The sequence below is a fragment of the Chromohalobacter nigrandesensis genome, from assembly GCF_023061285.1.
Lineage (GTDB): Bacteria > Pseudomonadota > Gammaproteobacteria > Pseudomonadales > Halomonadaceae > Chromohalobacter > Chromohalobacter nigrandesensis.
In genome coordinates this window covers 114,207-135,269 of sequence record NZ_JAKGAM010000003.1, presented here as the reverse complement: position 1 = coordinate 135,269, position 21,063 = coordinate 114,207, and the positions used below count along the sequence as shown (strand labels likewise).

Here is a 21,063-nt window from a genome sequence, read left to right as displayed (position 1 = left end):
GGCATCTCCTGTGTCGTGCGTTAGATCGGCGTGTCGGTGCCGGTGTCTTCGATACGTTCCAGTAGATCCGTCGGCGCTTGGCGCAGGCGCCACTCGGCATGCTCCAGGTGGCGCCCGGCGGCCTGGGCGGCAGCTTCTTCATCGCCTTGAGCGATGGCATCGGCGATTGCTTGGTGCTCTTCGATGACTTGGGCCATGAACGTTTCGCGTAGCGATTCGTTGGTCCGCGTCACGGTGATGGCGTGATGCAGGAAGCGGTTGTAGAAGTCGATGACGGCGGTGAAGTGCGTGTTGTTCGAGGCCTCGGCGATGGCGCGGTGAAAGGCCATGTCCTGATCGACGCCATCGGCACCGACTTCGACGGCCTCATCGATATCGGCCATGGCATTACGAATACGCCGCAACTGGGACGGCGTGCGCCGTTGGGCCGCCAGACGCGCTGCCTCGACTTCCAGGGCCCGGCGCAGTTCGAGCAGGCGGATGATTGATTGCAGCGACGGATCGGGAATCGCCAGGCGCAACGCTACCGTGGGCACCTCGGCGACGAAGCTGCCGCTGCCGCGACGTGACGTGACCAGGCCGGCGTTGCGCAGCATGGAAATGGCCTCGCGTACCACGGAACGGCTGATGCCATAGCGTTCGCCAAGCGCGGCCTCGGTAGGCAGACGTTCGCCGGGGCGCATCTCGCCGGTATGAATGGCGTGCGTCAGTTGTCGTGCGACCTGCTCCGAGAGTTGGATGCCACGGGTCGGTGGGGTCTCGTGGTTCGTGATCACCGCTATTCCTTCTCCTTCGTTCGTCGCCGCCAGGCGTGGTGCGGGCCTTGCGTCGATGGTGGGTGGGGCGTCTGCGACTAATGGCGGTGTTGCCTCGCTGGATTTGTCAGACAACATTATAAATAGCGCGGTGACGACACAATACGTCTTTGGACCAATGTCGCGTCGCCAGTAGGGATTCACGCGAAGCGCCGCTTCGCTCGACCGAGGAGAAGGGCATGCACGTCATCGTGACCGGAGGGGCCGGTTTTCTCGGCGCGCGTTTGATTCAGACGCTGCTCGAGGAAGACCAGCATATCGAGGGGAAGACAATCACGCGGGTGACATCGATCGACCTTGCGCCCTGTCCACTCGACGATCCACGTGTCGAGTCATGGGTGGGAGACGTCGCCGACAAGGCGTTGATCGAGCGCGCCCTGGGCGAGGATACGCTCGCCGTGTGTCACTTGGCTGCCGTGGTCAGTTCCCAGGCGGAGGCCGATTTCGAGTTGGGCATGCGCGTCAACCTCGAGGCGACGCAGGCCCTGCTCGAGGCTTGTCGTGCGCATCCGCGTCGCTTGCGCTTTCTGTTCGCCAGTTCGTTGGCGGTGTTCGGACCCGGGCTGGCACAGCCGGTACCCGAAGAGGTCGGCCCCCAGCCGCGCTCTTCCTATGGCGCGCAGAAGGCCATCGGCGAACTGCTGGTCAACGACTACAGCCGACGGGGCTTTATCGATGGGCGCGTCTGCCGCTTGCCGACCATCGTGGCGCGGCCCGGCAAGCCTAATCAGGCAGCTTCCTCGTTCGCCAGCTCGATCATTCGCGAACCGCTGGCGGGGCAACGCGCCGTGTGTCCAGTGGCTCCCGAACTGCCGCTTTGGTTGTCATCGCCGCGTGCGGTGGTGGGCAACCTTCGCCATGCCTTGCAGCTCGACGGTGACGCGCTGGGCGAGTGGCGCACGCTCAACTTGCCGGGCATCACCGTCACGGTGACGCAGATGCTGGACGCATTGGAGCGCCAAGCCGGCGCCGAGACACGGGCCCTGGTGAGTTTCGAGCCGGACGCCGCCATCGACAGGATCGTCGCGAGCTGGCCGGGAGGTCTGGACATCGAACGTCCGTTGTCGCTGGGCTTCCAGGCCGATGACGATGTCGACGCCGTAATCCGCGCCTATCGCGAGGATTACCTGAACGCCTGACGCCCGCCGAGGCCCGGCGGCTTTAACGGCTGTCCGCGGCGTCGGCGACATTCCACACACGCTTGCATCCTTGGATACAACAACGCTGCTCAGACAGTCACAACAATGCACAGGAGTACGCCACCATGACGGAAACAGCCGCAGGTCCGCAGGTCATCATTGGCCTGGGTATCGCTATCTTCGTAATGATCGCGCTGGTATTGAAAACCCGCGTGCATGCCTTGCTTGCGCTTATCATCGCTGCGTCGATCGCCGGGTTGATCGGCGGGATGCCCCCCAATGCAGTGATCGGGGCGATCACCGATGGCTTCGGCAGCACGCTGTCGACCATCGGGTTGGTCATCGGCTTTGGGGTGATGATGGGGCGTATCCTCGAAGTGTCGGGTGCCGGCCAGCGCATGGCCTACTCCATCCTCAAGATGCTCGGCAAGGAGCGTGAGGATTGGGCGATGGCACTGACGGGGTATGTCGTGTCGATCCCGATTTTCTGCGACTCCGCCTACGTGATCCTGAATCCGCTGGTCAGGGCGCTGGCGCGTAATAGCGGCCGTTCGGTCCTGGCGTTGGGCATCGCACTGGCATCGGGCTTGGCTATTACCCACAGTGCGGTTCCGCCGACACCGGGGCCGCTCGGGGTAGCCGGCATCTTCGGCGTCGATGTCGGCCTGATGATCGCTTGGGGGGTCGTCTTCACGATACCTGCCTTGATCGTCATGGTGCTTTACGCTCGGTTCATGGGGCCGCGCATCGAGGCGATGATCGAACGCGACGTGCCTGAAACGTTGCGCCGCGATGAAGACGAAGAAGACCCTCTCGCTGGCCAGCGCCCCATGGAAGAGCTGCCCACGTTGTTGAAGTCGGTCCTGCCCATTGCATTGCCGATTGCCTTGATCTTCTTCAATACGCTGGTCACCGCGATGGTGGGCGAGAGCGATAACCCTGCCCTGGCGGTACAGATCATCCAGTTCGTCGGCCATCCGGTGATTGCCGTGGGCACCGGGGTGCTGGTGGCGGTGTATGGACTCGTGCCCAAGATGCCGCGCGATCAGGTGTTGTCGCATCTCGAGAAAGGCGTCGAAAGCGCCGGCATCATTCTTCTTGTGACCGGCGCCGGGGGGGCCTTGGGGGCGGTATTGCGTGCCAGTGGGGCGGGCGACTACATCGGGGAAAGTGTTGCGTCGCTGGCCATGCCCGCCTTCTTGATTCCCTTCATCATCGCCACGCTGGTGCGTTTCGTACAGGGCAGCGGGACCGTGTCGATGATCACCGGGGCCTCGATTTCCGCGCCGATTCTCTCGTCCATGCCGGACGTCAACTTGGTGCTGGCGGCTCAGGCGGCGTGTCTTGGCGGGCTGTTCTTCAGTTATTTCAACGATAGCTATTTCTGGGTCGTCAATCGCATGCTCGGCGTGAGAACCGCCAAACACCAACTGCTGGTGCTCTCGGTGCCCACGACGCTGGGGTGGGCGGCTGCGCTGGTTGCCTTGTTCATCGCCAATGCCTTCGTGGGTTGAGCGACGTCCGATCCGCATGGAAGAGGAAAGATGCTATGAAAATTACACGAATCAGGGCCCGCGTCTTCGAATGGAAAGGCGAAACGGTGCCGCCGCAGCCACACTTTTGCACCAATGCCATGGACGTATTGTGGGACCGAGGCGATGCCATGGGCAGTTTCCGGTTCCACGGCTGGACGGTGGTCGAGGTCGAAACGGATGAAGGCGTCGTCGGGCTGGGTAACGTCGCCTTGGCGCCGCGTGTCGCCAAGACGATCATCGATCAGCACCTCGCGCCCTTGGTCATCGGCCAGGACCCGTTCGACTACGAATATCTATGGCAGCGCATGTATCGCGCAACGCTGGCGTGGGGACGGCGCGGCATCGGCATGGCAGCGATCTCGGGGGTCGATATCGCGATCTGGGATGTGATGGGCAAGGCGCTCGGCAAGCCGGTGTTCAAGCTGCTGGGCGGACGGACCAAGGAGAAAATCCCCTGCTATGCCTCCAAGCTCTACCACACCGATCGCGAGACGATGCAGCGCGAAGCGCAAGCCTATCTCGACCAGGGTTTCACGGCGATGAAGATGCGTTTCGGTTACGGGCCCAAGGATGGGCCCAAGGGCATGCGCGAGAACCTCAAGAGCGTGGCGGCGGTGCGCGAGGTGATCGGTGAGGACATCGACCTGATGGCTGACTGCTATATGGGGTGGAATCTCGACTATGCCCGACGCATGCTGCCGAAACTGGAACCCTTTGAGCTGCGTTGGCTGGAGGAACCGGTGATCGCCGATGATATCGACGGTTACGTCGAGCTCAATCGCATGGCACCGATGCCGATTTCCGGCGGCGAGCACGAATTCACCGTGCACGGTTTCCGGCAACTCCTGGAGAAGAAGGCGGTATCGGTGATTCAGTACGATACCAACCGGGTCGGCGGTATCAGCGTGGCGCGCAAGATCAACGCCATGGCGGAAGCGTTCGAAGTGCCGGTGATTCCCCATGCGGGGCAGATGCACAACTACCATTTGACGATGGCATCGCTGGCCTCGCCGATGTCCGAGTTCTTCCCGGTGCATGACGTCGAGATCGGCAACGAGCTCTTCTACTACCTGTTCGAGGGCGATCCGGAACCCATCGGTGGTCACCTCGATCTGGATGAAACGACGCCCGGTCTGGGCCTGACGCTCAACACGCGTCATCTCGACCGCTTCCATATCATCGAATGATCGTAAGCGGCACCGTCTTTCACGCCAAAGGCGGTGCCGCGACGTAAAACGCCAATCGCATGACGTTTCATGGCAATCCTTTTGTCGCCGGGCTTTCGACAATGGGGGTGTTCGACGGCATCGCGCCGCCATTTAGACGCTCAGGAAGACACCATGAATCGAAACGTCATTCTCACCTGTGCCATCACCGGTGCCGGTGATACGGCCGACAAGCATCCCGACCTGCCCATCACCCCCAAGCAGATCGCCGATAGCGCCATCGAGGCCTCGCGCGCCGGGGCGAGCATCGTGCATTTGCACGTGCGCGACCCGGAAACCGGCGGCGTCAGTAATTGGTGATGCTTCTTCAGGAACGGGCTTGCAATAGTTGCCATTACGAGGTGAGGCTTGGTGCTGATGCAGCACTATTTGTGCCGCCCTCATGGCGAGGTTCCTTATTTTGCCTCGCCATGTTGTAGAAAAAAGACGCTTTTTAAGTAATTGCCACAGGCGTGTTGCTACCGTGTTTACTTCGGTTCTCAAAAAAACGTAGCTCCGCTCACCGATAAGGAGACTTGTATGGATAAGTCAGCGCAATTGTCAGTAGATAGTTTGGTTTCCGAACCGGGCGTAACGAAAAATGATGTAAACCAGTTTCGAGAATATGGGTTTGTTAAAATAAAATCTCTTCTCACGGAAGAGGGCGTTAAAAGGGTGCGTGAAGAAGCGGCACGCCTTGCAACCACAGCAAAAGAGAGTGGTACTGAATATGGTAGCACTTTTAATCGGCTCGCCTATGGGCTTGGCGATACGGAGCTTTTTCAATCTCTTTACCGGTCGGCCAATTTTCGAGATGTGGTATTGCCTATAATTGGTTCACCCCTAATTGCGACAGAATCTCAATGTTTTGAGCTCTCTCCTGAGAAGCAGGGATTTGAATGGCATTATGATTCAATTAGCTTTAGATATATTAGGCCTCAGGATCCAGGCTATAGTTTATGGATTGCTTTAGACCCGGTGAAAAAAGAAGACCAAGGTGGTGGTATGGCTTATATGCCGGAGAATATTTTTTCCGGGCGCGCCAACTTTCAGTTGTCCAGTATGCTTTCTAAAGAAGTTGCGGCAGGTAGGTCTGTCGGACACATTTCGTATTACCTACAGGAGATATACAAAACCCCTGGATTTCTGACAGATATATTTGAAAAGTATAAGCATCAGGATGATTTTAAACCGGGTGACGCACTGTTGTTTAAGAAAACGACATGGCACAGATCAGATGTATTACTGGCTGGGGATTTGAAGGCCAGAGCAGCTGTTACTATTCGTTTGCTGGACTCAGAAGCACGCCTCGATAATAATATGTTTTTTGGCGAGACAGAAAGTGGGGGAGGGCTAGGGCTAGGTGCGAACTGGGGAAGGGCTAACCAAGCAACCTACGCTGATCGTTTTACGGACATAGAGGATGGAGATCTTATCCGAGATTCGAAGTTTTCAGGCTTCCTGATTCAGTAAAAAAGACCGCTCTCATGTCAGTCATGAGAGCGGTCTTATTATATAAATATATTAATGCTGGTGATCTATGAGTACTTCCTTTTTGTTAGGTTTGTTGGCAGCTTTGTTTGCAACTCTTAGCTGGGCTTTGAATTTTATATCTCCATATGTGGTTGGGCCTTACAGTAATTACGATTTCATCGTGGCAAGGTTTGTCATTGCGGGGGCAGTTGGGGCCGTGTTTATTTTTAAGTATCGTCAAGGCTTGCGTGGTGTCAGCGTGGTAAAGATGTTTTTTGCTATGTCTATGGGGGTTCTGGGTTATTTGCTATATATAGTTTCAGTTGTTGGTGGTGCTTATTTTTCTGGCCCTGTTTTAGCGCCGGCAGTTATAGGCACTGTTCCGATATTTATGGTGGTTTTGGGCAACCTTTCTCAAAACACACTGCTTTGGAGAAAGTTGGCCTTTCCTTTAGTGGTGACCATGGTCGGGTTGGTGTTTATTAATATTGAACTATTCTTTGGTGAGGACGTAGATTTTAATAAAAGCCAAGCTATTGGCTTTCTTTTCTGTATTACCGGGGTGGCATGCTGGCTTTCTTTTAGCTTCCTTAATCAGCGGTTTACCGATCGAAATCCGTCTCTCAATATGGGGGCTTACACAGGGTTGATGATGTTGGGTGCCGGGTTGGTAGCTTTGATCTTTATTCCGGTAGGAATGCATTTCGGTCTTATCAATCTTGTTCCTCCTGGAGTCGATTTTTCGAGTCTAACCTGGTTTTTGGTGTGGGCTATAATACTCGCATTGCTATCTTCTGTAGGGGGCGCTTGGGCTTGGAATTACGCCACCCAAAGGTTGCCAATGATTTTAACTGGCCAGTTAATTGCAGTTGAGACATTGTTTGCTACAGTGTTTGGGTTGGCGGCTAATCAACGTTTACCGACTTGGTTTGAGTTGATGGGTACCATATTGGTAGTTTTAGGAGTTATAACAACAGTCCGAGCAGTGTTGAAGCCTGCAAAATCTAGCCAAGTGACTCAGTAAGTTGGTTAAAACCACATGGCCATCTATAAAATATGCGTTCCCGAGATTGCCATGTGTCAACTAATCCTATGCGTGGCAGGCCGAATAAAAGTGGTTCCGCATATAACGACCAGTCGTTTGCTGTCCAGGGTATTATGCGAACCCCCATGGCACACCATGGGGGTTGTGTCCGGGTATCGCGTGGTCAGCCCTGGCCGAGCGCGTCGACGCGTTGTCGGCGTCGGGCACGGCGTAGCATACGTAGCCGCGAGCGGGCTTCGTCACGCTCGAGATAGCAGCCTTGCAGCCAACGCCGGCCGCCCTGGCCGACATCGAAGGCGTCACGGGCGTGCAGCAGGCGGCGGTTGTCGAAGATCACCAAATCGCCGGGTGTGTAGGTGAAACGCAGCGCGAATTCGGGCTCGCGCAGCAGGCGCTGCAGGGCCATCAAGGCGGCGTAGGCAGGCTCCACGTCCTCGAACGGCGCCATCAAGGGGCCGCGCAGGAAGTCGGCGATGCGGACTTCGTCGAAATCGCCGTTGTCATCGAGCTTGATCATCGGCGCGTACCACACATGATCGGTGGTCCGGGCGGTATTGGCGTAGCACCAGTGCACGCGGACGAGCGTCGCGAAGTGCTCGGGGTGGCGCTCGCGCAGGGCCTCGGCCACGGCGAAACCGTCCATCATCACCGCGTCGCCGCCGACGGTGTCGTTCTCCAGACAGTGCAGCAACTGCAGGCCGGGCTGATATTCGCGGGTGGGCAGATCGACGTGTGGCGGCAGGGCGATCGAGGTGTAGGCATTGGAGTCGGGGTCGGGCTTGGCGCGCACGTCGAACAGCGTGCCGAAGTTGGTGGCGCGCGGGGGACCGATGCGACGGGCGATGGCGTCGAGACTTCCGGGTTCGGTGGGCAGGTTGCGTAGCCGCACCAGGCCTTCGCCGATGACGGCTTCCAGCGCTTGTTCGAGGCAGGTGTCCAACGCCTGGGGATCGGCGTCGGTATCGAGCCAGCCGTGCGCATCGAGGGTCGTGGGTGCGTCGCGCTCGCTGCCTTTCCACAGTGTTGCGGGAGGCAGCGGGGCGTCGAGTTCCGCCAGGTGGGTATAGTCATGCGCGCGCAGCCAGCCGGGATGAAAGCGCAAGCGGCGTTGCTCCGGCGCGAAGACGACCACCAGCGCGCCCGCATTATCGAGAGACGCCTCGGCGACGGTGGGCCAGTCTTCGAGGCGTGAAAGATCGAGGATGCGCTCGCGGGTATCCGGGTTGACGGTGCTCGCATCGGCGGCGTTCTCACGCAGCCAGATGCTGTGGTACTGGCTGATGCGGCCGTCCTCCCAGCGCACTTCCACCTGGCGCGGGGTCGGGCGCACCTCGGCGATGGCGACCTCGATCGGCCAGGCGTCGTAATCCGGCGTCGCGGGGAGCGCGTCGCTGGGCATATTGGCAGACGTGGTGGCGGGCGTGCTGTTCGGCATGACGGCATCCTTGGTGGCGAAAGATAGCCCTAGCATGGCCTGATGCGTCGTCCGTATTTACACCCCAAGCGACGGCTTCTTGCCGCCAGTCGTCATGTTGCGTCGTCCGAGCGCGGACGGCGTGCCTGACGCGGGCTGGTACCGAAATGCTGCTTATAGGCCCGCGAGAAGCTGGAGGCCGAGGTGAAGCCGCTGGCCAGGCCGATGCTGAGGATGTCGCGGTCGGTTTCCCGCAATAGCTGGCGGGCGTGTTCCAGGCGCAGGCGCAGATAGTGATCGCGAGGCCGTTCGCCGAGTTCCTGTTCGAAGAGCCGCTGTAGCTGGCGCAGCGAGATGCCGATGTGCGCGGCGAGTTGGGTGAGTGTCAGCGGTGTCTCGAGGTGACGCTCCATCAAGGCGACGGCTTCGATCACGCTGTGCTTGTGGGTCCCCAGGCGCTGGGTCAAATCGCGCCGCTGGAGGTCGTGGCGGGGCCGCATGCGGGCGTGAATCAACTGCTCGGAAACGTCGGCGGCCAGCGCATCGCCATGGCGGCGGGCGATCAGGTCCAGTGTCATGTCCATCGCGGCGGTGCCGCCGGCGCAGGAGAAACCGCGCGGGCCGACTTCGAACAGCGACTCGACGGCGTCGACTTCGGGAAAGCGCTCGCGAAACGCCGGCAGGCTTTCCCAGTGCAAGGTGACACGCTGCCCCTCGAGCAGGCCGGCGCGGGCGAGGATCAGGCTGCCGGTGTCGATGCCGCCCAGCACGCAGTCGCTTTGATGGCGCTGATGCAGCCAATGCAGCAAGTGGCGGGTGAGACGCTCTTCGGGCTCGAAGCTGGCACAGATGGCGATGCTAGGCAGGGCTGGCGCCGAGGCGAGGTTGTCGTCGGCGAGCAGCGTCATGTCGTTGCTGGCGGTGACCGAGGCGCCGTCCAGGCTGATTACGCGCCAGGTGAACAGCCGCTCCCCGGCGATGCGGTTGGCGATGCGCAGCGGCTCGATGGCAGAGAAGAACGCCATCATCGAGAAACGCGGCAACAGCAGAAAGCCGATGGGCTCGGGCGACGCCCCGGCATAATGTAGACGCATTTCTCCCCCCGTGGCGGTGGCGACTCAGGCGGCGAGCGGTGACGCGCCGAGGCGCGCCATGCGCTCACGATAGCAAATTCGATTGCCGAGGGCTTGCGGGTCGCGTCAGCGAGAGCGGAGGGAAAATAGGCAGGGCTTGGAGGTGGGCCGGTCCTGACGACCGGCCCGGGGTGAGATCAGTCCTTGGCGAGCCAGCCGTCGATGAGATCGCGATGTTCCTCGATCCACTGCTTGGCGCCTTGCGTGGGGTCGCCGACATTCTCGATGGTCAGCATGAGATCGGCCAGTTGGGCGTGGCTCATGTGCCAGGTGTCGAGCATCTCGGTGACCTGGGGATGTTCCTCGCCAAAGCCTTTGGGCGACATCCACATGATGTCGTCACCGCCGCCATAGCTCTTCTTGGGGTCTTTCAGCGCTTTGAGGTCGTACTGCGCGTAGGCCCAGTGCGGCTGCCAGAGCGTGACGGCGATGGGCTCTTCGTTGGCATAGGCTTCCTCGAGAGCCGCGAGCATGGCGGGCCCGGAGCTGTTCAACTGACGAAACGGCAGGTCGTAACTCTCGATGGCGTTTTCGGTTTCGCCGGAGATGGCCGAGCCCGATTCGATGCCGATGATGGTCGGTTCATTCTGGTAGTTGAAGCGCTCGGCGTTGTCCTTGAGATCGCTGATGGTGTCGATGTCCTCCATGTAAGCGGGCACCACCAGTTCGTCCTGGGCGCCGTCGAACCAGGCATCGTGAACGTCGATGCGGTCCTTGTAGGGCTCGATGTACTGGGCGTCGCCATTGGGTAGCCAGACTTCCAGCGAGATATCCAGATCGCCGTTTGCGAGCCCACTGAAGAGCACGCTCTTGCCGGTGGTCGTCAGCTCGACGTCATAGCCTTGTTCTTCGAGCAGTTGCTGCCACATGTGCGATACGGCGATGTTTTCCGACCAGTTGTTGGTGCCGATGGTCAGCGTGTCGTTGGCCGAGGCGGTCATCGAGAGGCCGGCCAGGCCGCAGGCGAGGAAAAGGGGAGTCAACGGTTTCATAGGCGTCCTTTTTGTGTTCGTGAATCGAAGGGATGAGAAAGCGTGATGCGCTACGACGTCATTCTGCCATCAGCGTGTCGGAATAGCCGTAGGTCGAGAGGCGTTCGATGCCATCTTCGGTGATCAGCACCTGCTCTTCCAGCTTGACGCCCTCGGTGCCGTCGCGGTGGCCGATATAGGCCTCGACGCAGAGCGTCATGCCGGGCTCGATGGCGCCGTCGTAGCCGACGTCGTCCCAGTCCATGTCGTGGGCGATCAGCGGCCATTCGCCGGTCATGCCGCAGCCGTGGACGATGTCCAGGTAGCGGTTCTCGCGATAGCCGTCGGGTATCGGCCAGGCTTGTTGCGAGTAGTCGCGGAAGCTCATGCCGGGACGCAGCAGGGCGATGTTGCGCTCGAGCTGGTCGGCGGCCATGCGATACAGCGCCTTCTGCTCGGTGCTGGGCGCGCCCGCGCCGGGTACGTGGAACGTCCGCGAGAAATCCGTGTAGTAGCCAAAGCAACCCACGATGTCGGTATCGAAGGCCACCAGCTCACCCGGGGCGATGACCTTGTCCGAGCATTCCTGAAACCACGGATTGGTGCGTGCGCCGGAGCTCAGAAGCCGCGTTTCGGCGTATTCACCGCCGGTGGCCAGCACGTGCTGGTTGAAGATCGACCACAGCTCGTTTTCGTTCATGCCGGGGCGTATGGCGGCTTCCATGCGCGTCATGGCGGCTTCGGTCAGAGTCACCGAGCGGTGGATGAGCGCCAGCTCGTCGAGACTCTTTATCGACTTGGCGCCCTCGACCACGGTGGCGGCATCGGTCAACTGGAAGCCGGCCTGGCCCAGCGCCTCGATGGCACCGGTGGGCGCGGATTCGATGCCCAGGCGTTGGCCCTGGGTATGCGAACGCTCGAACAGGTCGCGGATGTCATCGACGAAGGCCTGAGTATGTGCCGCGCAGCGCGGGCCGCTGTACTGCGGCATCACCGCGCGGGCGGGATGCACCTCGTCGAGCAGCTCGGCGTTGGCCGCCAAGTGCAGGCAGGCGCTGAACTCGAAAAGCACCACCGGGCCGTCCGCCGCGACGTAGAGGTAGCGCGCGGGGTTACGCTGTGAGTAGACCTGCATGTTGCGCACGCCGCAGGCATAGCGAATGTTGATGGGATCGAACAGGATCACCGCGTCCAGTTGGTGATGCTTCATCTGCTCACGCAGGCGTTGCAGGCGGTAGCGCTCGACGCGCGAGAGCAGCGCGGCGTCGAGCGTGGCCTGGCGGAAGTTCCCGCCGGCATAGGGGCCGCCCGTGGGGACGGATCCGGTGAGTGACACGATATCGCCCATGGCAAGGCATCCTTTTGCGAAGTGGAGAAATGAGGGTCGTGCTGATGCTTTTCAGCGGAACCTAGCCCATGAGCGCGTCGTGACGGCGCTGATTGTCGGCATCGATGTGCTGCTGGGTGACGCGGCCGTAGATGCGCTGGGTGTGCTCCAGGCTGCCCATCATGTCGGGCGTCTTGGCGTAGCCGAGTAGCGTGCACAGGCGCTGGCCCTTGGCGGCGGCGACGCGGTGCATGGAGTAGCGCCCCTTGAAGAGCTGCAGGTCGCCGGTGTTGAGCGTCAGCGATTCGACGTCGGTGTGATCGCCCTCGAGTACGCGCTGCACGGCCGTGAAGTTTTCCTCGCCGGGACGGCGGATGCTGGGCGCGTACTGGAATTCGCCGCCTTCATTGGGGCGCCGCGTCATCAGGCTGACGATGAATTCGTTGGTATCGAAGTGCCAGGGCAGCTCGGTGTCGTCGGGCATCACGTTGATCACCAGCCCGGCGATGGGATCGGCGAACTCGTAAATCACCGGCTCTTCGAGGCAGTCGGCGACGAAGCGCTGGAAATCCGGGTCGCGGTAAAGCTGCTGGACGATGGCATCCTCGGGGATCAGATCGCGCGCCACGAAGCCGTTGGTGTAGTGCTGGAAGAAGCGAGCGGGGTGATCCTCGGGCAGCGACGGATCGTCCGGGGTGACGTAGGGATTGACGTTGTTGTCCGAGTAGAACGCCTGCGGTGCCAGGGCCTCGCTTTCCTCGCGCAGCGGTTCGATGAGGTCCTCGCGAATGAAGCTCGATAGCAGGGCGCAGCCGTCAGTGCGCAACTGTTGGCGGACGCCTTCGACCGTTGCCCGGTAGGCGTCGCTATCGCGCTGCAGGATCGGGTAGCGTTCGAGATCGATGAAACGCGCCAGGGGATGATGCTCGGCGGTGACGTCCTGTGCGGTGGTTTGAGTTGCGAGCGTGGCCTGTGACATGAGATCGCCCTCCTGTGCGGTCGTTGATCGGAAGCCCTTGATCGGGCGTCGTTGATAAGGAGTGGCGATACAGTAAAAGGCGGGAGGGCGTGAAACTAATGAGAATGTCCGGCCATCTGCGACGAGATTCTTATCGGTCGCGTGCGCCGTGGCGGATAGCGTCTTGTCTCAGTCGTCGGCGCAGTAGAGATGACGCAACGTGGCCGCCATCGACTCCGCAGCGGCGGTGACGTGGGGTGTCTGCGCATAGGCTAGATACCAGGGAATGCGCGGTAGCTCGCCGGCCAGGGGACGCATGACGACGCGCCCTGCCTGGTGGGCGTCGCGCGCGGCCCAGCGCGAAAGAATGCTCACGCCCTTGCCGGCGGCGACGAGTTCCAGAATCAAGGCCACCGACTCGATCTGCACCATGTGCGAGGGATAGACGCCGGCCGGCTGGAAGAAATGCTCGAATTCATGGCCGGACTCGGGGGTGATGCTGTAGGTGAAATGCCGCCCCTGATCGAAGACCTCGGCGGGCACTGCGTCGCTCTGTGCATACGGGTGATCGGGCGGCAACACCGCCACCAGGGGCTCTTCGAACAGCAACTGGTGGGCGATGCCGCGCTGCGAGGGCACCTCGATCATGCAGATCATGTCGACGCGACTGGCGAGTAGCGCCGTGGCCATGTCCGCCATAGGCAGGCGGACCAGGTCGATGTCGCGCGCGTGCTGGTCGTAGAGATGCGGAATCGCCCGCGAGAAGGTGTCGTAAGGGCCGATGCCCAGGCGCAAGGCGGGCTCCGCGCGGCGTGCCAGTTGCCACGCCTCGAGCTCGGCGCTGCGTAGGCGGGGCAGCACGTCGTGCGCGGTTTCGAGTAGACGCTCGCCCGAAGCGGAAAGCGTCAGCCGGCGCCCTTCGCGGTGGAAAAGGGCGACACCCAGGCGGCGTTCCATTTCACGAATGCGATGCGTCGCCGCAGGCTGGGTGATGCCGATGGCAGCGGCGGCATCGTGCACCGTGCCGTGGGTGGCAATGGCGTCGATCAATACGTAATACTTGATATCCAGCATGGGACTCAGAGGCTCTTGGAGAGTGACGCGTCGCGTGAAACGACATGCTACGCTCGCTGCTAGATGCGACAAGGGGCCACAACAAGGAGCACGACACGATGTCGGACGATCATGATAGCGGCAACGCCGAGTTGGATGAGGCCACGATTCGTCTGGCCGCAGAGATCTTCAATAGCGCGCGCAACGGCGAGACGGAGAAGCTGCGCGGCTGGCTGGCTCAGGGCCTACCGCCCAACATGTGCAACGACAAGGGCGACAGTTTGCTGATGCTGGCCAGCTACCATGGATATCTCGATGCCACGCGGCTGCTGCTCGAGCAGGGCGCCGATCCCGAGATGTACAACGACAACGGCCATCATCCGCTCTCCGGCGCCGCCTTCAAGGGGGATCTGGCCATGGCCGAGTTGCTGGTCGCGCATGGCGCCTCGGTCAACGCCCGCTCTCCCGACGACAAGACGGCCTTGATGTTTGCGGCGATGTTCGACAACGCCGAGGTCGTCGACTTCCTGCTGGCGCAAGGCGCCGATCCCAACGCCACCGACAGCCGTGGCATGACGGCGAGCGAACTCGCCTCGGCGATGGGCGCGACGCAGGCGCCCGCGATGCTGCCTGGCGCTCACACATAACGCTCATACCCTGGACACAACAATGCCCCTGGCATGCAGGGGCATGGGGCGAATCAGTATCGCTTCAGCCGGCTGGCTGAGTGCACTTACACCGCGTCCTTGCCGGTCTCGCCGGTACGGATACGGATGACCTGCTCGAGCGGCGAGACGAAGATCTTGCCGTCGCCGATCTTGCCGGTATTGGCCACCTGGGTGATGGCGTCGATCACCTTCTCGATCATGTCGTCGTCGACGGCGACCTCGAGCTTGACCTTGGGCAGGAAGTCGACCACGTATTCGGCCCCGCGATACAACTCGGTATGCCCTTTCTGACGGCCGAAGCCCTTCACTTCCGTGACGGTAATCCCCTGCACGCCGATCTCGGACAACGACTCACGAACATCGTCGAGCTTGAACGGCTTGATGATGGCGGTCACCAGTTTCATCGTCTTTCTCCTCGCATCGTATATGCGGGTGGCGTATACCACCCTCGATTATGCCCAACGATCATGCTTTCAAGCATACACCGCTGGTCGCGGGATTAAAAAAGCCCCCCGAAGGGGGCCAGGGGAGCACGCCAGCTCACTCGGTACGCCAGCAAGGCTTACTTCTTGCTGGCGGAAAACTCGGGGTAGGCTTCCAGGCCACATTCGGCCAGGTCGACCCCTTCGTATTCTTCTTCTTCACTGACTCGCACGCCCATCGCGGCCTTGATGATCAGCCATACGATCAGGCTCGCGATGAAGCACCACAGGAAGATGGCGAGCGCGCCGATGATCTGAGCGCCGAAGGAGGCGCTGGCATTGGTGAGGGGCACCACCAGAACACCCCACAAGCCGGCCACACCGTGCGCGGAAATGGCGCCTACTGGGTCGTCGATCTTGAGCTTATCCAGCACCACGATGGAGACGACCACCAGCAGCCCGCCGACGGCACCGATGAGCATGGCGCCCAGACCCGTGGGTGACAACGGATCGGCGGTGATTGCCACCAGGCCTGCAATGGCCCCGTTGAGCGCCATGGTCAGGTCTGCCTTGCGGAACCAGAGCTTGGCGAGAATCAGCGCGGCGATCACCCCGCCTGCGGCGGCGGCGTTGGTGTTGACCAGCACCTGGGCCATGTTGTTGGCGGAATCGATGTTGGAGACCATCAGCTCGGAGCCACCGTTGAAGCCGAACCAGCCCATCCACAGGATGAAGGTACCCAGCGTTGCCAGCGGCAGATTCGATCCGGGAATGGCGTAAATCGAGCCGTTCTTGCCGTATTTGCCCTTACGCGGGCCAAGTACCAGTACCCCGGCCAAGGCTGCGGCCGCACCTGCCATGTGGACGATGCCCGAACCGGCGTAGTCGGAGTAACCCAGCTCGGCGAGCCAGCCGCCACCCCAGGTCCAGTAGCCGGACGTCGGGTAGATGATCGCGGTCATCACCACCGCGAAGGCCAGGAACGCCCACAGCTTCATGCGTTCCGCCACGGCCCCCGAGACGATCGACATCGCAGTCGCCACGAACACCACCTGGAAGAAGAAGTCGGCACGGTTGGAATAATAGACATCGCCGTTGCTGCCCATCACCTGATCGACGGTGTTCTCGCCGCCCAACAGGAAACCCAGACTCGGCAGGAAGCCGCCAGCGCCACTGGAATACATCAAGTGGTAGCTGAACAGCAGATACATGGTGCAAGAGATAGCGAACAACGCCACGTTCTTGGTCAGGATTTCCGCCGTATTCTTGGCGCGGACCAGGCCCGCCTCGAGCATGGCGAAGCCGGCGGCCATCCACATGACCAGCACGGCGCAGATCAGGAAGTAGAAGGTGTCGAGCGCGTACGATAGCTGTGTAATATCTTCAGTCATTTATTGTGTCTCCCTTCAGCCCTTGCCTTAAACGGCGTCGGCTCCGCGTTCACTGGTACGGATACGAATGACGTCTTCGAGCGGCGTGACGAATAGTTTGCCGTCGCCGATCTTGCCGCTGTTTGCGGCATTGCTGATCGCCTCCAGCACGCTTTCCAATCGATCTTCCTCCACAGCGATTTCTATTTTTACCTTGGGAAGGAAGTCCACGACGTATTCGGCGCCGCGGTAGAGTTCGGTGTGACCCTTTTGGCGCCCAAACCCCTTCACTTCCGTGACGGTGATGCCTTGGACGCCGTTGTCGGCCAGCGCCTCGCGGACATCGTCCAGTTTGAAAGGTTTGATGATGGCGGTAATGAGCTTCATGCCAGTTCTCCCGTTGTCGGCGTACGCCTATCGGGACGTACGCAGAAGCCATGCCATATTGGTTGTTTTACATTAAAAACAGTCGGTTACGGAAAGTTGTGGAAGCGTCGCCGCGTGTGGTGCCCAAACATGGATCGCTCCTCGTAAGATTTTGGTGCGTGGCGCTGACGGGTCTGCACCAATATGGCGCATGCGTATTTCGCCGGCCTTGCGTATGCTGTGCCGAGATGGAAACGTTCAATCCGAGGGAACACTCATGGCGACACAAGACCTCTTCTCACGTCTCGCACAGCAAGTCGGCGACCGGCTCCAGGACGCCTCGCACGCGCCGGAAGATATCCAGCGCAGCGTTCAGGGGGTGATGCGCGGCGCCTTCGATCGCATGGAACTGGTCTCGCGTGAAGACTTCGACATCCTGATGGAAGTGCTGCAACGCACGCGCTCGCGTGTCGAATCGCTCGAGGCGCAGGTCGCGGCATTGGAAGCGGCGCTGGAGGTGGGCCAGAGTGCTCCGGTGGCCGCCGCCGAAGGCGCCGAGCCGGCAACCGGTGACGACGCCAAGGGCGACGCCGATGAGTCGGATGCATCCGATACCTCCCGCAAGAGCTGATCGCCCCTCACCAACGGATGCCGCCTCGGCTGGCCGAGGTGGCATCGCGCCTTTGTCTCTTGCTTACCGGTGCCCCTTGATGGTGTCTTCCGCATCACGTGCGTTACTGCAGCCAATCAATTAGTGTATACGCATATTTTGATGTGATCAGGAGGCTGCATGGCGCTTGCCATCATCAATACGCGTGCCGGCTTGGGGCTGGAGGCGCCGGAAGTACTGGTCGAAGTGCATCTCACCAACGGCTTGCCGGGGCTGGCGATCGTCGGCCTGCCGGAGGCGGCGGTCAAAGAAAGTCGCGAGCGGGTGCGCAGTGCTCTGATCAACGCTGGTTTTGATTTCCCCACGCGACGCATCACGCTCAATCTCGCCCCGGCGGATCTCCCCAAGGAGGGCGGACGTTTCGATCTGCCCATTGCGCTGGGCATCCTGGTGGCCTCGGGGCAGATTCCCGGCGAAGCCGTGGCGGGGCTTGAGTGCCTGGGCGAGTTGGCGCTGGATGGCAAGTTGCGCCCCGTGCATGGGGTCTTGCCGGTAGCCTTGGAAGCGCGTCGCGCCGGGCGTACCCTGCTCCTGCCCGAGAGCAACGCCGATGAAGCGGCGCTGGCCGGTGATCTGGAGGTCCTCCCCGCCGCCGATCTGCCGCAGGTCGTCGCACACTTGCTCAAACAAGCGCCGATTACGCCGCACCAACTTGGTGAGCGGCCTGCACCGCGCTTGGCCGAGCCCGACCTCGCCGATGTGCGTGGCCAGCATCAGGCTCGGCGGGCGTTGGAAGTCGCCGCCAGCGGTGGCCATAACCTGCTGTTCGCGGGACCACCGGGAACCGGCAAGACCATGCTCGCCAGTCGATTGCCGGGGATTCTGCCGCCGCTTGGCGACGACGAAGCGCTGGAAGTGGCCGCCGTGCGTTCCGTGTGCGGGCTGCCGATCCTCGAACGCTGGGGGCAGCGCCCCTTTCGTACCCCACACCACACCGCCAGCGGTGTAGCGTTGGTGGGCGGTGGCGGCAAACCGCGCCCGGGCGAGATTTCCCTGGCGCATCACGGCGTGCTGTTTCTGGATGAACTGCCGGAGTTCGACCGGCGTGTGCTGGAGGTGCTGCGCGAACCGCTGGAATCGGGTCAGATCGTCGTCTCGCGAGCGTTGATGCAGAGCTGCTTTCCTGCTCGTTTTCAACTCGTTGCGGCAATGAATCCGTGCCCGTGCGGGCATCTCGGCGACCCGCGCAAAGCCTGTGTGTGCACACCGGCTCAGGTGCAACGCTATCAGGCACGGATCTCGGGCCCGCTGCTCGACCGTATCGACCTGCAGGTCGAAGTTCCCGCGTTGCCTGCCGCGCAACTCACCGAACAACGCAGCGGCGAAAGCTCCGAGGTCGTCCGTCAGCGTGTGCTCGCCGCCCGCCAGCGCCAGGCCCAGCGCGGCGCGCTCAACGCTTACTTACCCAGCAGCACACTGGAGGATCTCTGCGCGCTGGATGGCCAGGAACGCACCTGGCTGGCCGACGTGCTCAACCGCCTCAACCTCTCCGCCCGTGCCTACCACCGCGTGCTGCGCGTCGCCCTGACCCTCGCCGACCTTGCCGAGGAGCCCCGTCCCCGCCAGCCGCAACTGATGGAAGCCATCGGCTATCGCCAGCTGGACCGGCTGATCGGCGGCAATGGGGGTGTTTAGGGGCTGGCGTGCGGCCGCGTGCAAGGGATGGATAAACATGCCCGTTACGGGTATATTTATTAAGGTGAGCTAGTATGAAGATCCTGAAGCGAAAAGACTTTGCGCGGTGGCAAGCGAGCGAAAAGCTGTCCGATGCCGCCTTATGCAAGGCGGTACAGGAAATGGAGAGTGGTCTGATTGACGCAGAGTTGGGTGCCTACCTCTACAAGAAGCGGGTCGCTCGCCCAGGTGCCGGTAAGCGTGGAGGTTATCGTACGTTGCTATCGGCCCGTCTCGGCCATCGTTATGTATTCCTGCATGGGTTCTCGAAAAGCGACAAGGCGAATATTACGCAGGATGATAAGAAAGCGCTGCAATATGCCGGCAAGGTATTTCTGGAGCTAGCGGCTAAGGACTTGGTGAAGGCGTTGCAGGCTGGCGTTTTACTGGAGGTGTGTTGTGACGAGCAAACTCATTGAATCCCTGCGCGGTGACTTAGCCGCATTGCACGAAGCTGGCGCGATCAGCAAGGTGACGATGCGCGAGTTCGACGCGACCTGCCCGCCGCCAGTGCGCGAGTTCAGTGCTGACGACATCAAGCGTCTACGTGAAGCGCTGCACTTCAGCCAGCCGGTGTTCGCACACCACCTGCATACTACGGCATCGACTGTGCGTAAATGGGAGCAAGGTGAAACCCGCCCAGCTGGCCCGGCGCTCAAGCTGCTCAACGTCATCGCCGACAAGGGGTTGCCGGCCATTATCTAATACTACGCCAGCCGCAACTGATGGAAGCCATCGGCAACTGGACCGGCTGATCGGCGGCAATGGGGGTGTTTAGTTGTCCGCGTCGTAGGAAGGTGCATCGGCACCGGGGATGCTCTCGCGGATACGCGCGGAGAAGTCGTCGGCGTCGCCTGCTTGTCGGGCGCGGGCGTTGATGTGGCCCTGGGCCTTGAGCTCGTCGAAGGGAACGCTGGGTGCCAATGCACCGACGTCGTGCACGTACTCGGGCAGGTAGCCGGATAGCAGCAGGCGGTAGTCGAAGGGCAGGCCGGGGACGATGCGTTTCATCATGGCGTAGACCAGCGTGGTGCAGTTGGAGGTCAGTGTGTTGTAGTAGCGCGGCTCGCGTTGCAGCTCATGGGCTTCGTCGAGGTAGGCGTGAAACAGGTCTTGCATGACCGGCTTGGGCATCTGCACGCGATACAGATAGACGTCTTCGCCGCGCACATTGGTACGTACACGCACGATATCGCGCTCGTCGGCGGCGATGATGCTGACTTCGTACTCCTTGAAGAAGCCGCCCAGGGTAGAGAAGGCTTCACCGCGTTCCTTGCGGATTTCCACCGAGAACGTCAGGTAGCGCCCGTCCTCGAAGCCGAAGCTGACCAGCGTATGGGCGATGGCCGGTCCCATCCAGTAGGACACCAGCAGATCGACCGAGCGCAGCTTGTCCAGGTCGTAGTGGCGGGTCTCCCAGCGCTCATCGACATCCTGGGGTGTGCGCCATTGGAAGTTGCGCACGTTATCTAGCGTGACTCGGTTGTCGTCTTCCTGCGTGCCGCTGACGATATGCGCGACGTCCGGTGCCCAGTCGTGCTCGCTGGCGGGTTGGATCGTCCACCACCAGATGCCGAGCACGAGGTACATGGCCAGGTAGCCGAGCAGGGCGCGCGCCGGCCAGCCCTTGAGGAAAAGCCCCACGCAGCACGCCAGCGCGGCGACGATCCACAGCGCTGCCACGCCGTAACGCAGCACGCTGGGGCCCGGCAGACGATACCACAGCGCCAGTACCGCCCAGCCGCTGCTGGCGACGATCAGCAGTGCCAGCACACCGGCGATGAGCCAGTGCCACAGCGACGCAAGCCAAGCGGTGCGTGCCATG

21 protein-coding genes and 1 pseudogene are annotated in these 21,063 nt (G+C 61.2%); 11 read left to right on the top strand and 11 right to left on the bottom strand.

All coding sequences use genetic code 11. The annotated features are described in order from the left end of the window. Nucleotides 1–20: 20 nt before the first annotated feature. On the bottom strand, nt 21–776 hold the full coding sequence (locus tag L1073_RS05980; RefSeq protein ID WP_246897586.1) for a FadR/GntR family transcriptional regulator: 756 nt from the start codon (nt 774–776) through the stop codon (nt 21–23). A gap of 218 nt (nt 777–994) precedes the next feature. Here L1073_RS05980 and denD point away from each other — a divergent pair, with 218 nt between their 5' ends. The 6 genes and pseudogenes from denD to L1073_RS05950 all read left to right on the top strand — a co-directional run bounded on the left by denD (nt 995) and on the right by L1073_RS05950 (nt 7,191). Beyond that, on the top strand, nt 995–1,954 hold the full coding sequence (denD, locus tag L1073_RS05975; protein ID WP_246897585.1) for a D-erythronate dehydrogenase: 960 nt from the start codon (nt 995–997) through the stop codon (nt 1,952–1,954). Nucleotides 1,955–2,079: 125 nt separating this feature from the next. Continuing rightward, the gene (locus tag L1073_RS05970) at nt 2,080–3,468 is read left to right on the top strand and encodes a GntP family permease (protein WP_246897583.1); all 1,389 of its coding nucleotides are present in this window, start codon (nt 2,080–2,082) and stop codon (nt 3,466–3,468) included. Between the two features lie 35 nt (nt 3,469–3,503). Further along, nucleotides 3,504–4,676, top strand: a complete 1,173-nt coding sequence (locus L1073_RS05965) for an L-rhamnonate dehydratase (RefSeq protein WP_246897581.1) — start codon at nt 3,504–3,506, stop codon at nt 4,674–4,676. 153 nt (nt 4,677–4,829) lie between these two features. After that, a pseudogene (locus L1073_RS05960) lies at nt 4,830–5,009 on the top strand (3-keto-5-aminohexanoate cleavage protein); the annotation flags it as partial. A 225-nt stretch (nt 5,010–5,234) separates the two neighbouring features. Continuing rightward, entirely contained in the window at nt 5,235–6,167 is a 933-nt protein-coding gene (locus tag L1073_RS05955) for a phytanoyl-CoA dioxygenase family protein (protein WP_246897580.1), read from the top strand. Between the two features lie 67 nt (nt 6,168–6,234). Next, nucleotides 6,235–7,191 carry a DMT family transporter gene (locus L1073_RS05950; RefSeq protein ID WP_246897578.1) on the top strand — a complete coding sequence of 319 codons (957 nt, stop codon included), beginning with the start codon at nt 6,235–6,237 and terminating at the stop codon, nt 7,189–7,191. A 184-nt stretch (nt 7,192–7,375) separates the two neighbouring features. Here L1073_RS05950 and L1073_RS05945 read toward each other — a convergent pair whose 3' ends face one another. The 6 genes from L1073_RS05945 to L1073_RS05920 form a co-directional block, all read right to left on the bottom strand. After that, on the bottom strand, nt 7,376–8,647 hold the full coding sequence (locus L1073_RS05945; RefSeq protein ID WP_246897577.1) for a TauD/TfdA family dioxygenase: 1,272 nt from the start codon (nt 8,645–8,647) through the stop codon (nt 7,376–7,378). Between the two features lie 92 nt (nt 8,648–8,739). After that, complete coding sequence (locus L1073_RS05940; protein WP_246897575.1) at nt 8,740–9,720, bottom strand: GlxA family transcriptional regulator; 981 nt, start codon at nt 9,718–9,720, stop codon at nt 8,740–8,742. A 176-nt stretch (nt 9,721–9,896) separates the two neighbouring features. Then, nucleotides 9,897–10,751: a glycine betaine ABC transporter substrate-binding protein gene (locus tag L1073_RS05935; protein WP_246897574.1), complete on the bottom strand. Its 855-nt coding sequence runs from the start codon at nt 10,749–10,751 to the stop codon at nt 9,897–9,899. A gap of 58 nt (nt 10,752–10,809) precedes the next feature. Further along, complete coding sequence (locus tag L1073_RS05930; RefSeq protein ID WP_246897572.1) at nt 10,810–12,078, bottom strand: M24 family metallopeptidase; 1,269 nt, start codon at nt 12,076–12,078, stop codon at nt 10,810–10,812. A gap of 61 nt (nt 12,079–12,139) precedes the next feature. Next, nucleotides 12,140–13,036, bottom strand: coding sequence for a HalD/BesD family halogenase (locus L1073_RS05925; RefSeq protein WP_246897570.1), 897 nt, complete (start codon nt 13,034–13,036; stop codon nt 12,140–12,142). A 168-nt stretch (nt 13,037–13,204) separates the two neighbouring features. Next, the gene (locus tag L1073_RS05920) at nt 13,205–14,089 is read right to left on the bottom strand and encodes a LysR family transcriptional regulator (RefSeq protein ID WP_246897568.1); all 885 of its coding nucleotides are present in this window, start codon (nt 14,087–14,089) and stop codon (nt 13,205–13,207) included. A gap of 98 nt (nt 14,090–14,187) precedes the next feature. Between L1073_RS05920 and L1073_RS05915 the strand changes: the two genes are divergently transcribed. After that, nucleotides 14,188–14,715 (top strand): ankyrin repeat domain-containing protein, encoded by a 528-nt coding sequence (locus L1073_RS05915; RefSeq protein ID WP_246897567.1) that lies wholly within the window; start codon nt 14,188–14,190, stop codon nt 14,713–14,715. 86 nt (nt 14,716–14,801) lie between these two features. Here L1073_RS05915 and glnK read toward each other — a convergent pair whose 3' ends face one another. The 3 genes from glnK to L1073_RS05900 form a co-directional block, all read right to left on the bottom strand. Next, nucleotides 14,802–15,140, bottom strand: a complete 339-nt coding sequence (gene glnK, locus L1073_RS05910; RefSeq protein ID WP_011508453.1) for a P-II family nitrogen regulator — start codon at nt 15,138–15,140, stop codon at nt 14,802–14,804. Nucleotides 15,141–15,298: 158 nt separating this feature from the next. Continuing rightward, complete coding sequence (locus tag L1073_RS05905) at nt 15,299–16,549, bottom strand: ammonium transporter (RefSeq protein WP_246897565.1); 1,251 nt, start codon at nt 16,547–16,549, stop codon at nt 15,299–15,301. Between the two features lie 27 nt (nt 16,550–16,576). Beyond that, nucleotides 16,577–16,915 carry a P-II family nitrogen regulator gene (locus tag L1073_RS05900; protein ID WP_246897563.1) on the bottom strand — a complete coding sequence of 113 codons (339 nt, stop codon included), beginning with the start codon at nt 16,913–16,915 and terminating at the stop codon, nt 16,577–16,579. A 256-nt stretch (nt 16,916–17,171) separates the two neighbouring features. Between L1073_RS05900 and L1073_RS05895 the strand changes: the two genes are divergently transcribed. The 4 genes from L1073_RS05895 to L1073_RS05880 all read left to right on the top strand — a co-directional run bounded on the left by L1073_RS05895 (nt 17,172) and on the right by L1073_RS05880 (nt 19,943). Next, on the top strand, nt 17,172–17,525 hold the full coding sequence (locus L1073_RS05895) for an accessory factor UbiK family protein (protein ID WP_246897561.1): 354 nt from the start codon (nt 17,172–17,174) through the stop codon (nt 17,523–17,525). Nucleotides 17,526–17,684: 159 nt separating this feature from the next. After that, nucleotides 17,685–19,199: a YifB family Mg chelatase-like AAA ATPase gene (locus tag L1073_RS05890; RefSeq protein ID WP_246897559.1), complete on the top strand. Its 1,515-nt coding sequence runs from the start codon at nt 17,685–17,687 to the stop codon at nt 19,197–19,199. Between the two features lie 74 nt (nt 19,200–19,273). Continuing rightward, the gene (locus L1073_RS05885; RefSeq protein WP_246897557.1) at nt 19,274–19,657 is read left to right on the top strand and encodes a type II toxin-antitoxin system RelE/ParE family toxin; all 384 of its coding nucleotides are present in this window, start codon (nt 19,274–19,276) and stop codon (nt 19,655–19,657) included. Next, nucleotides 19,638–19,943, top strand: a complete 306-nt coding sequence (locus L1073_RS05880; RefSeq protein ID WP_246897556.1) for a helix-turn-helix domain-containing protein — start codon at nt 19,638–19,640, stop codon at nt 19,941–19,943. Before L1073_RS05885 ends, L1073_RS05880 begins: the two co-directional genes overlap by 20 nt. A 69-nt stretch (nt 19,944–20,012) precedes the next feature. Here the strand turns inward: L1073_RS05880 and L1073_RS05875 are convergent, their stop codons facing one another. Further along, complete coding sequence (locus L1073_RS05875; RefSeq protein ID WP_246897554.1) at nt 20,013–21,062, bottom strand: Lnb N-terminal periplasmic domain-containing protein; 1,050 nt, start codon at nt 21,060–21,062, stop codon at nt 20,013–20,015. Nucleotide 21,063: the final 1 nt, after the last annotated feature.